The 16,869-nt window shown below is 34.6% G+C and carries 15 protein-coding genes and 1 pseudogene; 9 read left to right on the forward strand and 7 right to left on the reverse strand.

The features are described 5' to 3' along the window. Positions 1-30: 30 nt before the first annotated feature. The 4 genes from NSS74_RS18765 to NSS74_RS18780 form a co-directional block, all read right to left on the reverse strand. The gene (locus tag NSS74_RS18765) at positions 31-687 is read right to left on the reverse strand and encodes a uridine kinase family protein (protein WP_002125725.1); all 657 of its coding nucleotides are present in this window, start codon (positions 685-687) and stop codon (positions 31-33) included. A gap of 258 nt (positions 688-945) precedes the next feature. Then, positions 946-1,557, reverse strand: coding sequence for a DUF2812 domain-containing protein (locus NSS74_RS18770; protein WP_002035046.1), 612 nt, complete (start codon positions 1,555-1,557; stop codon positions 946-948). A gap of 16 nt (positions 1,558-1,573) precedes the next feature. Then, positions 1,574-1,888, reverse strand: coding sequence for a PadR family transcriptional regulator (locus NSS74_RS18775; protein WP_001078071.1), 315 nt, complete (start codon positions 1,886-1,888; stop codon positions 1,574-1,576). Positions 1,889-2,028: 140 nt separating this feature from the next. Beyond that, entirely contained in the window at positions 2,029-3,765 is a 1,737-nt protein-coding gene (locus NSS74_RS18780; protein WP_002035045.1) for an S-layer homology domain-containing protein, read from the reverse strand. A gap of 690 nt (positions 3,766-4,455) precedes the next feature. Between NSS74_RS18780 and NSS74_RS18785 the strand changes: the two are divergent. Both NSS74_RS18785 and NSS74_RS18790 read left to right on the forward strand, forming a co-directional pair. Continuing rightward, positions 4,456-4,659, forward strand: a pseudogene (locus NSS74_RS18785) (hypothetical protein); the annotation flags it as partial. Between the two features lie 88 nt (positions 4,660-4,747). Then, a complete protein-coding gene (locus tag NSS74_RS18790; RefSeq protein WP_002035370.1) occupies positions 4,748-5,578 on the forward strand; it encodes a VanW family protein in 831 nt (276 codons plus the stop codon). 638 nt (positions 5,579-6,216) lie between these two features. On the opposite strand, the gene NSS74_RS18795 is transcribed toward NSS74_RS18790, so the two are convergent. Beyond that, on the reverse strand, positions 6,217-8,601 hold the full coding sequence (locus tag NSS74_RS18795; RefSeq protein ID WP_215598990.1) for an immune inhibitor A domain-containing protein: 2,385 nt from the start codon (positions 8,599-8,601) through the stop codon (positions 6,217-6,219). A 615-nt stretch (positions 8,602-9,216) separates the two neighbouring features. On the opposite strand from NSS74_RS18795, the gene NSS74_RS18800 reads away from it, so the two are divergent. Next, a complete protein-coding gene (locus NSS74_RS18800) occupies positions 9,217-10,311 on the forward strand; it encodes a response regulator aspartate phosphatase (RefSeq protein ID WP_340814060.1) in 1,095 nt (364 codons plus the stop codon). Then, positions 10,311-10,469, forward strand: a complete 159-nt coding sequence (locus NSS74_RS18805; RefSeq protein ID WP_002087237.1) for a hypothetical protein — start codon at positions 10,311-10,313, stop codon at positions 10,467-10,469. Before NSS74_RS18800 ends, NSS74_RS18805 begins: the two co-directional genes overlap by 1 nt. Before the next feature lie 211 nt (positions 10,470-10,680). On the opposite strand, the gene dhaK is transcribed toward NSS74_RS18805, so the two are convergent. Beyond that, the gene (dhaK, locus tag NSS74_RS18810; protein WP_340814061.1) at positions 10,681-12,432 is read right to left on the reverse strand and encodes a dihydroxyacetone kinase subunit DhaK; all 1,752 of its coding nucleotides are present in this window, start codon (positions 12,430-12,432) and stop codon (positions 10,681-10,683) included. Positions 12,433-12,758: 326 nt separating this feature from the next. Here dhaK and dhaS point away from each other — a divergent pair, with 326 nt between their 5' ends. Further along, positions 12,759-13,325: a dihydroxyacetone kinase transcriptional activator DhaS gene (gene dhaS / locus NSS74_RS18815; RefSeq protein WP_212089433.1), complete on the forward strand. Its 567-nt coding sequence runs from the start codon at positions 12,759-12,761 to the stop codon at positions 13,323-13,325. A 19-nt stretch (positions 13,326-13,344) separates the two neighbouring features. Next, positions 13,345-14,343, forward strand: a complete 999-nt coding sequence (dhaQ, locus tag NSS74_RS18820) for a DhaKLM operon coactivator DhaQ (RefSeq protein WP_340814063.1) — start codon at positions 13,345-13,347, stop codon at positions 14,341-14,343. Positions 14,344-14,559: 216 nt separating this feature from the next. Here the strand turns inward: dhaQ and NSS74_RS18825 are convergent, their stop codons facing one another. After that, positions 14,560-14,703, reverse strand: a complete 144-nt coding sequence (locus NSS74_RS18825) for a YjcZ family sporulation protein (protein ID WP_080001803.1) — start codon at positions 14,701-14,703, stop codon at positions 14,560-14,562. A 313-nt stretch (positions 14,704-15,016) separates the two neighbouring features. Between NSS74_RS18825 and NSS74_RS18830 the strand changes: the two genes are divergently transcribed. The 3 genes from NSS74_RS18830 (at position 15,017) to NSS74_RS18840 (ending at position 16,598) form a co-directional block, all read left to right on the forward strand. Continuing rightward, complete coding sequence (locus tag NSS74_RS18830) at positions 15,017-15,517, forward strand: hypothetical protein (protein ID WP_002064077.1); 501 nt, start codon at positions 15,017-15,019, stop codon at positions 15,515-15,517. A gap of 3 nt (positions 15,518-15,520) precedes the next feature. After that, positions 15,521-16,000, forward strand: a complete 480-nt coding sequence (locus NSS74_RS18835) for a hypothetical protein (protein WP_002064076.1) — start codon at positions 15,521-15,523, stop codon at positions 15,998-16,000. 286 nt (positions 16,001-16,286) lie between these two features. Continuing rightward, positions 16,287-16,598, forward strand: a complete 312-nt coding sequence (locus NSS74_RS18840) for an ArsR/SmtB family transcription factor (RefSeq protein ID WP_002140623.1) — start codon at positions 16,287-16,289, stop codon at positions 16,596-16,598. Positions 16,599-16,869: the final 271 nt, after the last annotated feature.

Below are 16,869 nucleotides of genomic sequence, written 5' to 3' on the forward strand. Positions count from 1 at the left end.
TTGCTATTTTAGTAAATAAAGTATTTGTATTTAAACTTTATAAAACTCAAATGTATTTTTTTCTAAACATATTGTTTCATTGGAATTTTTGATAATAATATCAAAACGTTGACTATACTGATGCATAAACACTTCATACTGAATCCGACGTTCTTCATGAGACTTCCTTAAGTAATTAATATCGGCTCCTCTTTCAATAATATCACGGCTAGACCTTCTCATTAATTCTGTTTCTCCATCTGTATAGAAGTAAATTTTCAAATCAAATAAATTTGGATTAATAAATGCGACACTCATTCCTTCTACAATCGTCACCTTATTTTTCGAAGAAATTAACTCACTTTTTATATAATGTGTATCCATTGTATAAAAATCTAAACCAGCTCTTACCATTTGAACATCTCTTTCTAACGCAGACAAATGATGGGCTGATGGATGACAAGCTGTCATTTTATCATAATGATTTTCATTCTGATATGTATAATGGATATTTGTATACTTTCGTACATTTGAACTAACAATGTATGGATCTGTATTAATATAACTCACTTTATTTTGATTTAATTGGTTTATGAGCTTATTGGCGAACGTTGTTTTTCCGGCAGCACCGTGTCCTGAAATGCCAATAACAATCTGTTCATCGGTCATACTGATCCAATTTATAATTTCTTGTAATAACTTTTTCATTATTCTCCCCCTGTTACTAATACATTCCCTTATTTATATTATCTTAATATAGAGTTATCCTACTGTAAAATCATACATGAAGCGAAAAAAATGGTATGATTATCCATCATATCATCTCTATTTTTAAAAAACTATATTAATTTTCAAAGGATTTTATTGTTATTTGGGGTAGTACCACATGCCCATCAAGCTAACCAAGTACACCATTTACAAATTCAAAAGAATCCCCCTCAAAGCATCAACTTTAAGGGGGTCCTCCTAGTATCTTCTCTCTTCATACAATCGATTTGCTTTATATGAGAAAAAGAAAAACATACCAATCGCAGCTGGGATAAACAACCATGAAATACCTCTCATTAATGCAAATGGCGTTTCAAATAATAATGATCCTAAAAATGCTGCACCGTGCATATCCCATAATCCTGGTGTATAGTATAGGCCTTTCGGATTTAAAATCACTCCTAAATCAATTGTATTATTAAACATAAATAGGATTAACAGCGGCAAATAGCATATTGCTAATTCTAAAAATGTCTTAGATAAACGTTTATACTTCCCTGCTCGTGACATTTGATCTGAAAAAATGTCATCTTCACTTTCCTCATCTATCTTTTTAAAATATTGCGTGCCTGCCCACCATTTACCGGCTATATGCTTCCAGCCGCTATCTTCAAATAACGTACAATAATTAATAAAATCACTTCGTCTATAAAATATTCTATAATCTATTTTAATTGTCGCATCCTCTGGTTCTGCGATTTTAAATTTATAACCGAATGTATTACTTTTTAGTTGATAGCCTTTCCAAGCCATCTCTTCTAACCATTTCTCTTCTTTCTCAAAGTCTAAAAAGAATTTCAATCTCCACATCTTTGCTTCCCCCTAACTATACATTTAATAAGCTTTTTGTAACCCCAATAATGTGCTGCATTCTCATAAAGTCTAAATGTAATACTTCTTTCCCGCGTTCAGTAATGACATACACTTTTCTTCGTTTATCTTCACTTTTTACAGATTCTATTAATTGTTGCTTTAATAAATTTTCAACCGCACCATACAATGTACCCGCTGCGATTTTCACTTGATGATTACTAAGTTCCTCCACCTTTTGCATAATTAAATATCCATGAGCTGGCTCTAATAAAGCTAAAAGAACGTAATACGTTGTTTCCGTTAATGGTAAATTTTTATCTCTATTCATAAAGACCTCCAATGTAACGATTAATATATAGCTAAACTATATAGTTGAACTGTATAGTTTTATTTTATACAGTCTGACTGTATATGTCAAATTTAGGTACAAAAAAACAACCTAGATCTCATAGGATCTAGGTTGCTTTTTTACATAAACGTAATCGTCACTAAAGAATATCCTTCTTTCGCATTATACGGCTCAGCTTTATAAGAAACACGGTTCGCTCCTTGCGGATAACCGATTTCTCCAATTACTTTTTTCACATCTTGCAATGCGCCATCCATTGATTGTTTATAAAGAATTTCAATCTTTGCTGACTTTGTGCTATAACGTTGCTGCATTTTATTTTTGAATTCATTATAGTTATTTGCGATATATTCATTTCCTAAATAATTTAACTTTGTATCTTTTAATATTTGCTGATATGCAGGTGTTTTCGTACCACCTGTCGCAATTCTATTTGTTAATGTACTATAATAGTTTGTTGTAGCTTGCGGATAGTCCCCTCGGTTCCACACGTGATTCTTCGCGATTTGCTCATCTGATAAGTTGAAATAAGAATACGTTACGCGGCCTTGTTCATCTGGCACTGGATCATCAAATGTTGTATCGAGATGGTACCATTTGTTATCGATTTTCACTAAATTCCAAGCATGAGGCTGACCGTCTCCAGTTCCTACTACAAAATGATTCTCAATTCCAGCTTCTTTTAATAATTGATAGGTTAATAGTGTGTAACCTTGGCAAACGGCAGAACGATTCGCGAGTGCCTCATATGCTGTATAGGCTTTATAAGACGTATCGTAAGAAACATGTTTTACAACATAATCATGAATCGCCTTCACTTTTTCATGATCATCCATCCCGACTTGAATAATAGAAGAAACAATCGCTTTCGCTTGTTTCATCACATATTCTGTTTGTTCTTTCGTTTCACGATATGTAATATTTAGCGTAAACGTATAATTCCCTGGCGATCCAGATAGTGAGTATGAAACATTCGATCTATTATAATTTGTATACTCATTTTTACTTGCGACTTCTTTATATGCGGTGAAAAGTGTATTCATCACTTCTTTTGTATTACTGTTTTTCGTTTTATATGGAAGTGTAATATTCGTTTCATACGTATTAATACGCGTTTGTACTTCATTTTTGAATGCTGTTAATAATGCTGCGTCTCCTGTATCTTGCACCGCAACCTCAGGCTTTTTATATTTCAATGCATTATATAAAAACTGTGCATACTGTTCACGCGTTACCGTTTTAGCTGGTTCAAATTTCCCGTCTCCTGTACCAGATGCAATCCCGTTTGACTGCACCGCACTAATCGCATTTTCTGCCCAAAATCCATTTGGAACATCATTAAATGTATGTTTTTGTTTAGCTGAAACTTGGAACGCATTTTTAATAATTTGCGCCATTTCTGCGCGGCTAACAGAATCTTTCGGTCTAAAACCGCCATTTCCATCACCTTTAAAGATCCCCAATTTCGTTAACGTTAAAACCTCTTCAGGAAACATTGTAGAACCTGAGCGAATATCTCCATACGGATTATTTAAAGTAGACCCATCTTGTAATACATAACGAGCACCATCATTACTAAACGTACCACCTTGCTTATTCGGTACTAACACACGATAAATTAAAGCTGCAACTTGCTCCCTCGTCGCAACATCACCAAAACCAAACTTTCCATTTCCATAGCCTGAAATAATATTTTTTCTCGCTAAGTCTTTAATCGCAGGATAGGACCAGTGCGATGTTGGTACATCAGAAAAAACGCCCGCTTCCGCAGCTTTCACATCACTGCCATTTGTATATAATAACGCACCACCAATAAGTGATAATGATGTAATTGATTTTAATAGTTTTATGTACATAATGCATTCTCCCAATACGTCTTCTATTTTTGTTGTTTTTTGTCGAAAAATCTAAAATAATATGACAAAACACATTATACAATTAAAACTTTTCGGAGGATATACTGAATTTCAAAATATGCAAAAATTCATATCACTATAGGGATTCATACTGATATTATGCTATTTTACTTGCGAATATATAAAGTGAAACTTTAATCAGTGGGGGTTTTGTTCATCCCCCACTGATTATTAGCCTTCACCAATCGGGCGTTTACGGGCAGTTGATCTCCCACCTAACTTCTTTGCTCCAGCCGCATTTTAAGGTGGGAGTTTTACTGCCCGTTAATGCGGGATAAATAAAAAGAAAAATACTAATGTAACATTGTAAATATACATATCGCTTTTTGAGCTTTTATTTCGCTAAAATGTAGCCTAAAAAACAATGCTATCTCCATTAAAATCACAATATAATCCTGAGAACATACCTTTTAACATGATTCATTGTAATTAACTTAACTTTTTATTTGCTAAGAAACTTTGCAACAGAACCTAGTAAAGTCTCAAAAAACAACTTATTATCAATCAATATTTAGTAAAAATATATTGATTCTTTAGAATTTCTTTAATTTTCATTATTCTTTATTTAAGGTTATCCTTTATATTTATAATGTGTTTATTTGAATTTATCATATTGAGGCAGAGTTTCACATGACTATAAGCAATTCGAAAAATGGAAAAAACAAGGTCCCCATTAGATTAATTATACTGTTTTTTTGCGTCTCTTATCTATTTATGTTAATTACTATGCAGCTAAGAAAAGTACAATTTATTGATGGATATACATATAAGAATGTAGTTAAAAAACGAGAGAATGCGACAATTAATATTACAGTTCTGTGCGGGAAAACTTGGGTAAATTCAAAGGCATTAATAAGACAATTGATTGGGATCGTAATTACGGAAATGGTAACATATGAAAACGATGGAGAGAGGAAATAAAATGAATTTAGTGAACTTACGTCCTAAACAACGGTCTAAGTATCGCATTCTACTAGGGACATGGTATTACTCTACAAAGAGGTACATTCAGTGGTTAGCAGATGGAAAAACATATGCAAAAACGTTTCAACAAGAAAAGTTACCCTATACAGCGATTCAGCACCGAACGATACTACTTCGTAAGCTCAAAGATGTAGATATGTGGTATCAACAGAATAAAGTTGTTAATTTGAAGATTGCTATTAAACAACTAAATGGTATCGTCATTAGACCGGGAGAAACATTCTCTTACTGGCGTTTAATAGGTAAGCCTACGAGGAGAAAAGGGTATGTAGAGGGCATGATACTACACTATGGATCTTTTCAAGCAGGCATTGGAGGAGGGCTTTGTCAGCTTTCAAATTTAATATATTGGATGACCTTACATACACCATTGACAGTAACAGAGCGATATCGTCATAGTTTTGATGTCTTTCCTGATTCCAGGCGGACCCAACCATTTGGAAGTGGAGCGACTTGTTCTTATAATTATTTGGATTTACAAATCAAAAATGAAACGGACCAATCGTATCAACTTCACCTTTATATTACAGATAAGCATTTAGTCGGTGAGTGGAGAATTGCCCATCCGCAGCTTTATCAATATGAAGTATATGAAAAAGAACACTCAATCCAATCTGCATACTGGGGTGGTTATATACGACATAATGTTATTCAACGTAAAGTATATACTCAACAGAAACAGTTTATAGAAGACCAATATGTAACGGAGAATCACGCTATAATGATGTACGAACCACTATTAGCTTATAATAATGAGGAGGGTAAGTGAAGGTAACATTGGTGTATCAAGTATTTTTGTCTAGTAACACACTACATGCCTCTCTTCATATAATTAATAGGCACAACCCTTTTTGCAACATAACTTTTTCTTGTTAAAAAACTTTGTAACAGAACCTCTTTTTAGTTTCTAGTGTGAAAATAAAGGGATGTGATAATTAATTTTTTCTGTACATCATAAAAAATCAATTATACTTATCATTTCTTACAATCAAATCTGATAAGTATTTTGTAATTTAATAAAAATTTCGTATGAGAATGTATTTTTGTTCATGCATTTCAATTAATTTTAATCATGCTACATTGTAATTTATTGATTTATTTCTACTTTTAAAACTAAAGCGGCATGCTACATAAATCTATTTTGATTTCTCGACATATAAATCGCTGCTATGCAGAATATAACAGGACCGCTACTGACTTTCTCCCTTTGTTTTACACCTCTTATGTGGAAGGAAAAGGAAATTTTCTAGAGATATCATTTCTCGTTTTTATTGAAAATAAATTTTATATCTTCCTTTCCAATGAACTGGTTCCTAAACTAAACTGCCACGTTTCTAGAATAAGAAAAGAGCTGTCCATAAGTCAGTTTCACCAACTTATGGACAGCTCTCATAGTTTCACCTTATTCTATCGATGAATCCAAACTGCACCTGCAGATTTGTCTTCAGCTTGACCTACTACTTCAAACTTCAATCCTAATTTCGGCAACTTACGTCCTGCATCTGGAATAGCGCTGTTGATGTACTGCTTAGAATCATCAAATTTTGCAACTCCTGGTAATCCTTTATAGTCAAAGATACCGCGAGTTGGCGAGTCTACTCTCCATGCTGGCGCTTGATCAAATGAGAATGCCGCATCGGCAATTTGATAACGCGTACTGCTCTTCACAGTCGGTTGTCCGTTTAATGTACCTACGATTGCCTCTGGATGAGAATCTACTACTCCTAAGAATCCTTCACCTGGATGAACACCTACCCAGTTATCTGTAAAGCTTTGATCCGCATACCATACAACCATTCCTGTATTAAAGACTGGACCACGCGCATGTTTTAACGCCGTGTCAGAACCAGCGTAATTTCTCCACTCTACGTAGTAGTTATTTTTTTTCTGTTCCAATCCGTTAGATACAGTAAATCCTTTTAACGTCATTGCTGGCCCGCCTTCTGCATCATCTGAGAAAACAACTTTGCCATCTACAGTTAATGCAGCATTATCTAACGCAAATCCTTTATAAGCTACTGCAATATCTGTTAAATACTCAAATTGCAGTTTTACTTTTTTCCCTTTAAATTGGCTTAAATCGTATGATTTATCAACCCACTTACCATCAGTTGTATCCACGCCGCCTTTTACATCTTTTTCGCCCATTCTATCAATACGTGTCTTCGTTCCATCTTCTGCAATCGCATATACGTCAAGGAAATCATACTTCGCTTCAAGTTCGTAGAATGCCTTATAATCGAACTTAGCATCCTTTGCATTTGTTAAGTCAAATACTGGTGTCTCAAGTGTTGTATGAATGTCATTTCCTTTTGTGCTGTAATAAAACTTCTTACCAAATGCTGACTCGATATTTTTAATATCTTTGTCTGGCAAGTTAACACGAACGATTCCTGGTCGTTTTGATTTTGTAACACTTTGATCTAAATATGTTGCAACACCGACTCCCGTGCGAAGTTTATCATAATCTACCTCAACGATATTCGCCCAGTTACCCTTCATATTCTTTTGGAAAAACTCTTTATTTTGTGGTGAGAAACTTGTTGGCTCTGTTCCTGCAATTTTTCCAGCCCAGCTGCCGCCGCTCATAATAGACCATGACTCAACAGGTTCACCTTGTCCTGAGTACTTCGTATCGTACTCATCTGGTAAGCCTAAATCATGACCATACTCATGCGCAAACACACCAACTGCTCCATCTTCAGGCTCGATTGTATAATCGTATGCAGCCATCTTTCCGCCCCAATTCGAAACAGAAGATTTTGTGCCATCAATCGCATATGGTTTTGATCCAAGTTTTGAACGATGAGACCAAATCGCATCATCTTTCAATTTACCGCCGCCAGCTTCTTGACCAACGCCAGCATGTACAACCATTAAATGATCAATAATGCCATCTGGCTCGTTTTTATTTCCATCACCATTTTGATCGTATTGATCAAATTGGTCATAATCAGCTAAGTTAATTCCTTTTGCTACCGCTGCTTTTAATGCTTCTTTCACAAGATCGCGTGGCCCTAAAGGACCTTTGTTATCATGGCCAGTACCCGCATCCGCACCATAATCTGAAGCTTTCCCTGGAACAGTAAGCCATTCCGTTACAGTTCCATCAACTGTGTAGCTGCCACCAGATTGTTCTTCATAATATTGTTTAAATGTGTTAATCTTCGATCCATCAAATAACGTAAATGGTTCATTACCAAATAACATTTTTTGATAATGTTCACGATTAAAGTCCTTAGAATACATGTATCCTGGCTCTTGATCAATATTGTTATGCTTAAAATCGCTAAATTCTACAAGTAAAACAAGTACTTTATCTTTTCGAACAGCACCGTTGTACTCTTCTTGCTTCGCTGGTGCAGTAGGTACTTTTCCATTTAATTTACTAGAATTCAATCCTGCACCTTGTCCAGCTACTGGCCCTACTGTTGGCTGCTGCGCCTGTTCATTTTCCTTCATTTTTGCATCTTTTACTTTTTTCATAAAATCAGAAGCTTCTTGCGTAAGACTATCTCCTGTCAAGATTTCTTTACCAGGGTTTTCCCCTTTCTTTTTCTCAACATATTTCTCGACAGCCTTTGACGTCTCAGCTTGTGATGCAGATTGATCAATTACGCCCCGTTGTTTTAGCGCTTCTGCCAAACGCTCTTCCGGTATTAAATGCTCATCTATTGGTAGAGATGATGGCGAATCAGCATACGCTGCATGACTTCCAAAAGCAAAACTACTACTTAGTACTGCTGCTGTTGCTAAAACTGATAATGGTTTTAACTTCTTATTCTTTTTCAATGCATTTCCTCCCCAGTGTCTGCGAATTATCGTTTTTTTTGCCGATAGCAACATAATATTCTTTATAATAAGAATATTCAATATTTTTCAATAGATAAAATGTTGAGAAATATTTTTTTGTGCAGGGTGGGATACGTAGGATAAGAAAATACAAAACTTCTACTAGTTTATGTTTTACACATAACCATAAAGTGGGATCACTCGTTCTTTTGTTTTGATGGCGATAGAGTAGTGCTAGGAAAGGAAATAACAAACAGCCCAAGTTCCTCATTGGAACTCGGGCTGTTTGTTATTTGAATGAATGCTTTCCATATGGATTCTTATAAAATTTCGAATCAGTTTATGTAGATTCACTTTACAAAAAGGCTGTTATTTATTTTAAGTGCAATAGTCATATTCGCTCGATTCACTTATTTTTTTTGCAATAAGTAAATGATCACCACCTAAGGAATCCGATTGAATTCTTTTTCTATTTATATTCTAATTACCTTTTAAATTATCAGAAAATTATTGAAAAAGTTTTTTTCTTTCAATATATCACTCTATCACACTTAATTTCTTGCTAGTATATACATACCAATATACAAATAAATATAGTAGAAAGCGGGGAGAATTATGGTAAGTCACCTAAAAACAAAAGATATGATCACACAACTTTTAAATAATTGGTATCAAGAGATACGTGCCCAGCACCTAAAAGAAGCAAAACACTTAAAAGACGAAATTGATAAATACATAAATAGCATTAATGAAGATTCAAATTTACTATTCCATTACTCACTTCTTACTTTTCGCTTTAAAGTTCTGCTTGATCATTTAAGCATTACACCAACAAGCTTCCAGACAATTGATTCACTGAATATACCCAAAAATGAATCGTTGTCTTATTATTATCACTTTTTCAAAGGGATTCACGCCACACTAATTTCAAACAACAATGAAGCCTGGGAATACTACGAAAAAGCCGAAACGCTATTACAACATATTCATGACGATCTTGAAATAGGTGAGTTTAGCTATCGTTTTGCTAACTTCTATCTTCATACCTATCAACCTCTATTAGCAATTCAACATGTGACTAAAGCTAAAGAGATTTTCTCTAAACATAATGGTTATGAAAATAATGTTGCCGCTTGTGAGAACTTATACGGTTTAGCATGTATTGATATAAAACAATTCCCTGTAGCAGAAGAAAAATTTAATTCTGCAATAGATATTTTACGTAAAAATAATGAGGATTCCCTAATATTAAGAGTCCGCAATAATTTAGGGTTTTTATATAGTAGCCAAAACTTATCCACTTTAGCAATTCGACACTTATCAGAAGTAACAACTAAAACTCCGGAGCATTTTAAAGCCCTTTTCCTTGAAGCTAGAGAACATTTCAAACTCGGTGAAGTTAATCAATCGGCCGAGTTGATCGAACGAGGGGTGGCGATTTGTGAGCAATTAGACAATAAAGAATACCTATATCATTTCAAAATTTTAGATTGTATGAATAAAGGTGTTCCAGCTGCTATTCTCGAAGAATTATCTTGGGAAGCTATCTCATTTTTCGACACACAACAACTATTTAATTACACACAAGAATACACTGAAAAATTAGCAATCAAGTTTTACGAAGAAAACGACACTGTAAAAGCTAGTAAATACTTTTATATTAGTCATCAAGCTAAAGAAAAAACTTTCGAAAAAGGAGCGTTAAAATAATGAAAAAACTTTTTGGAACGATTTTAGGCTTAGCACTTTCAGCTGCTTTATCTATAGGGTTAGCATTCCCTTCACAATCAGATTCTAAAGAACAGGTTAATTCGACTAAATCTAGTACAATTATGTACATGCAATCCAGCCACGGTGACTCCTGGTGATATAAAGAGATTCTATATCATGAATTACGAAAAGGGCACTCCCTCAATGGAGTGCCCTTTCTTAAACATCATATAGCAGACTACTTATTAACTTCAGCCCATTTAACCTTAAACTCCGCACCGAAATCATTTGCTTCTAAGCCACATTAATATACCATTTCACTAAATTTAAAATCCCCTCCACCTTAAGGCAGAGGGGATCTTTTAATTCCTATTTCAAACTACCCGAAATCTCCGTAAAGATAACCCCAAGCGCATGCGCACCTGCATCAGGATAGCCTAAACTTCTTTCACCAACTGTACCAGCGCGGCCCATACGAGCTACGATTTCTTTCGTATACTCTGCTCCTTTAACCGCTGCTTCTGCTCCTTTTTCAAAGGCAGTTTTCATATCTTCTTCGTTTGAAGCGCTATTTAACCAAGAGTCTACACATGGAGCAAGTGCATCAACAAGTGTTTTATCACCAACTACCGCTCCTCTTCCGAACGATCTTTCACCGATAGATTGTATGCCGTGAAGTGCCGCTTGCAATATTTCAGCGAACTCTTTAGCTGTTAACTCACGTTTTTCGCCTGCTGCTTTACTAGCTGCGCGGAATGCTCCGCCCCAAATTGGACCAGAAGCGCCGCCGCAATGTTCCATAATAATCATTGAACAACCGTCAAGGAATGCTCCGATCGTTACATTCTCTGGTCCTAAAATAGAATGCCACTCACGCTTTAATTGCTTAAATCCTTTTGCAATACTCATTCCGAAGTCTCCGTCACCTGCATGTGTATCTAACTCACAGAACGGTACTTCATTTTTAATAATAATGTCACTCATTTTATCAACGAGATAAATCATGTTATTTAATGTAATGACATTATTTTTAATAACAGCGTGCTCTTCCGCTGTTTCTATTTCGAAGGAAACTTCCTTCTCTTCTACATCTTCAAGCACATTCACGTACTCTACACTTTCAACTGGTCCATCTACTTTAAACGCTGGTGTATTACACTCTTTCGATAACAACGTTTTTAACTCGTCATCTAACTTCATTACTGTTAAAGACATACCTGCCATATCAATACTCGTCATATAGTTACCGACGAATACTCTATTAATCTTAATATTTCTAGCAGCTAATTCTCTCGTAACTACGTTATTAAATAGGTAAAGTTCTTGCAGTGGTGTTCCGCCAAAACCATTTACTAGAAGTGCGATTTCCTCACCATCTTTTACTCCTAAATCTTTTATTAAATCATTTGTCATACGGTTAGCTAATTCATCTGCTGACAGCGTTTTTTCACGTTTAATACCTGGTTCACCGTGAATACCTACGCCGTATTCCATTTCATCTTCCGCAAGTGTAAAAGTAGGTGATCCGCTCGCTGGAACTGTACAAGAAGTTAATGCTAAACCGATTGTACGCACGTTAGCCGCTGCTTTTTCCGCTACAGCTTTCACCGCTCCTAAATCCATTCCTGCTTCCGCTGCTGCGCCGGCAATTTTATGCACTAAAATAACTCCCGCAACGCCGCGGCGTCCTACTGTATACAAACTATCTTCTACCGCAATATCATCGTCTACTTTTACGTAGTCTACTTCAATTCCATCTTCAGTCGCTAAATGCGCACCGTTTTTGAAATTCATAATATCGCCGCTATAATTTTTAATAATTAATAACGTACCTTTTTTACTAGCTGTTTCTTTAATTGCTTGATAGACCTGAATTTGCGAAGGAGAAGCAAACACATCTCCGCACACTGCCGCATCCAGCATTCCTTTTCCGACTAGACCTGCATGCGCTGGCTCATGACCACTACCGCCGCCACTAATTAACGTTACTTTATTTTCATTCATTTCTTTCTTCTTAATAACTTTATATTTTTTCAAAAGCTCAAGCTCTGGATGAGCCATAACCATTCCGTTGCACATTTCCATTACTAATGTTTCTGGTTTATTTATAATCTTTTTCATTGTGATTCTCCCTCAATTCCTTTAATATATTGTGATATATTTGAAATCTTCTTCTTACTACTCATGTTAAAATGAAAGCGTTTTATAGTAAACGGACAAAATGGACAATCTGTCTAAAGACACCGCTCTCATTTATCCCGCATTAACGGGCAGTAAGACCCTCACCTCAAAATGCAATGAAAGCAAAGAAGTTAGGTGGGAGATCAACTGCCCGTAAATGCCCGATTGGTTCAACTAATAATCAGTGGGGGATGAACCTCCCCACTGATTAAAGTTTCACTGTATAGATAAGATTTTCATATTACTACATTCTAGGGATGATTCAGATGACCTCTTCTATAATTTCTAAAAAGATAATCGCGAACTCATTGAAACATTTAATGGAAACAGAATCGTTTCATAAAATATCAGTGAGCGATATTATGTTACACTGTCAAATGCGTAGACAAACTTTTTATTATCATTTTAAAGATAAATTCGAACTATTAAGCTGGATTTATAGAGAAGAAACGAAAGAAAATATTATAGACTTTCTTGATTATGAAACATGGGAAAACATTTTCGATTTATTATTTGATTACTTTTATGAAAATCAAAAATTTTACCGAAATGCCTTTAAAGTCATTGAGCAAAATTCGTTTAATCACTATTTATTTGAGCATACGAAAAACTTATATATGAAGATTATTGATGAACTATCCATGAGCTGTAGATTCAGCCTTTCGAATGAGACAAAAAATACGATTGCCTCTTTTTATAGTCACGGCTTCGTTGGGACGATAAAAGATTGGATTGAAAGTAAATGTGAAGTAGATCCATCCATTATGTCTTCTCTCATGAAAAATATGATAAACAATCAATTACTACTATTACTCGAGCAATCAGCAAAGTAATTAAAGGGTGGCAAAAGCAATGAAAAAGATTATGAATGATGTACAAAATATCGTTCAAGATATGCTGCATGGCTTTTATTTTGAACATAACGACAAAGTAAATTACGACGAAACAAATAACATCATTTATGTAAAAGATATCGCAGAAATGGAACAAAACGTTGTCATTATAAGCGGCGGTGGTAGCGGACACGAACCAGCTGATATTGGCTATGTAGGAAACGGAATGCTTACGGCGGCAGTAAACGGCAGTATCTTCACTCCCCCTACAGTCGAACAAATTGTGGCGGCAACTCGCTTAATGCCAAAAGATAAAAGTATTTTATTCATCATAAAAAACTTTAAAGATGACGTAGAAAACTTTTTAGCGGCAGAACAAATCGCAAAAGAAGAAGGAAGACAAATTGACCACATCATCGTAAATGACGACGTTTCAATTGAAGATGATGCTTCGTTTAATAAAAGAAGACGCGGCGTCGCTGGTACTGTTTTCATTCAAAAAATAGTAGGCGCGGCCGCTGAGAGCGGTCATTCTTTAGAAGAACTAACAGCACTTGGCCGTTCTGTCATCCAAAACTTACACACATTAGGAGTCGCCCTTTCACCTGCAAACGATCCAGTACAAGGAAAAGCTTCATTCACATTAAACGACGATGAAGTCTTTTACGGCGTTGGTATTCATGGCGAAAAAGGTTACCGCAAAGAAGCACTATCCTCTTCTGAAATATTAGCGATTGAACTTATGAACAAACTAAAAAGCATTTATCGCTGGAGAAAAGGTGACAACTTCGCCATCCTCATTAACGGACTCGGTGCGACACCATTAATGGAACAATACATTTTCGCAAACGATATTCGCCGTTTATGTGAGCTGGAAGGCTTACATGTGAAGTTCGTAAAGGTTGGTACCCTTCTCACTTCTTTAGATATGAAAGGTGTTTCGCTCAGTTTGCTTAAAATAGAAGATTCGGATTGGGTGAAGTGGTTGAAGGCGGATGTTGGTGTGGGTAGTTGGTAAGATTAAATAAAATTAATCAGAGAATATAGGGGTTTATACTATCCAATATAAATATCCATCGCCCTTCTTCTCTTTCATTGGCTTATTCTATAGTAATTATAAATCAGTTAGTAAAATGAAGCCTGAAATTTTCAAATAGAAATTAGGCGATGCATTAAGTAAATAATTTATATAAGTAATATCTTTTTTTAAAGATATTACTTTTCCGATAGTTTTTTAGCAGAAGCAAGAGGCTCCAACTATGATTAATAAAATAAATAGTACAACTAATAACGCAAATCCTCCAGCAAAACCGCAGCCTTCGCCGCAACTACCACCAATCTCTCCTTTGAGTAGGAGGGGAAATGCAAGGTCACACATGTATTTTAACGGATTGAGTTTACTTTATATTTTTAAGCATTAATTGAGCAGGTCCTTTAAGAAAAAAAGAACAGAAACCCTAAGGTGCCTTCCTCCGACTTGATAACCACATTTTATGTATTAAACTGCTATCCAATATTATTATAGTTCGAATTATTTTTTCTGAAAATTCACAACCATACACTTCATTAAGTTTACATTTATTTACAAGGTAATTATATCAAAAAAATACATAAACAACTAGACTAGTAATTAAATCCTATTAAGTTTAATATTTGGTTGTATAGCAAAAAATTACAAGGGGATGAATTAATTGAAAAGATTTATTAAACCACTTCTAATCGCTTCAGCATTTGCTTTAGGGATTACAACAATTGCACCTGAGAAGGGATTTGCAGAAGTATCTAATTATGAAAATAAAATTGAAAGCACTTACGAATTAGAGTACAATAACGATGTTTCATTTGAAAATAATTTTGAAGTGAATGATTACAGTGAGTTAGAGCAATCTAATCTACAAGGTACTGAAGGTCTTCCTGAACATGGCGTACAGTATGCACTACCTTTAATTCCAGTTGCTATTGCTGCGATTATGCGCCTTGTTCCAGTGGCATTAAAAGCTGGATCTAGACATATTAATATGTCTAAGTTTACTCAAAGGGTATCAGGTCAACTATTTAAAGATCCTAAATCAGGATGGTCTATTTCTAAAGAAAGGTCTGGTAACCCTCATGGAGGAAGTGCATGGAAGTTGATAAGTCCAAAAGGAAAAAAGGAAGCTACTTTAGATAGTAAAGGAAAGGTTCTTAGATAAAAAATGTGTGAAATCAAAGATTTGTTTCAAAAGTTAATTGAAGAATATTATGAGAAAGAAGATACCGATTTTTACGTTGTAGATACTTTTCCAAAAATAGTAAAGAGTGAAAAGTATTTTGATTTTGAAGAGAATATATTGCTACAGAATAAATATAACATTTTAAACAAAAGTGTTTTAGCTTTAAGTAAGTTATATTTATATGATGAGAATATTTACATTTTGGATAATGTAGAATCCCTAAATTATAGCAAATACACAAAATCTATAACTGAATTTAATGATGATGTGTTGAAATTTTTACCGTGTACAGAAGTAGATAAGCTCATATTAGTATTTTCTGATTTAAAAATAGGCGTAATAATTGGTGATGGTTGTTTTGCCTATGTAAGTTTTGAATCGAAAGATTTAAAACTAGTTGAGCAACTTTGTATATCTGAAGGCTTATTTGTAGCACACACTAAAGATCCTGACAGAAATTAAAAAAGGAATGCTGGTATTAATATCAGCATTCTTTTTTAATTTGAATATTTTATGTATATTCGAAAATATTAGATGAATTTAAATTCCTGCGAATGGCAGCCAATTTAATATTATTGTCCTGCTACTTCTTGCCGTTGACAAACATACTATATAACAGCAAACGAAGAAAAAACAAGCCCTATTACTAGAGCATCTCATTCAGATTTAAAAGAATCTACATATACCTTCTCCCCTTAAAATCACCAAAACCCATTTACAAATCTATAAAAGTAGATATAATATCCTTATGGAACCTTTATTAATTTATAAAGCATTGTCAAATGAAACAAGATGTCAAATTTTATCATGGTTGAAAAATCCAGAAAACCATTTCGATGAAAAACCTTATCTAGAGCAAGACCTTAACTTTCAAGTTGGAGTGTGCGTAGGAGATATCCAGCTTAAAACTGGCTTAGCCCAATCGGTTATTTCTAGTTATTTATTAACAATGAAAAAGGCAGGATTACTAGACTCTGACCGAATTGGAAAATGGACATACTATCGCCGAAATGAAAAAACAATACGAGAGTTTTCTGAATACGTTCAAAACGAATTATAAAATGAAAGCTAATAATCAATCTGCATACTAATTGATTATTAGCTTTCACACATTCTGCTTTTTACGGGTATCCAATTACTTTTTATAAGATTGCACTACCTATAAAAGCAAGAAACATAGAAAGGAGAAAATTTTTTAATATATCATATCTAGTTATTTAGATATCTGTTATTGTATTTAAAATTAAATAGTCCTGATAATATTGGCATCCAATCATACTTGTAATAATGCTTCTTTGTTAATGAATTTACTTTCAAAATACCGATACGAA

This window comes from Bacillus sp. FSL E2-8868, assembly GCF_038005505.1.
Lineage (GTDB): Bacteria > Bacillota > Bacilli > Bacillales > Bacillaceae_G > Bacillus_A > Bacillus_A mycoides.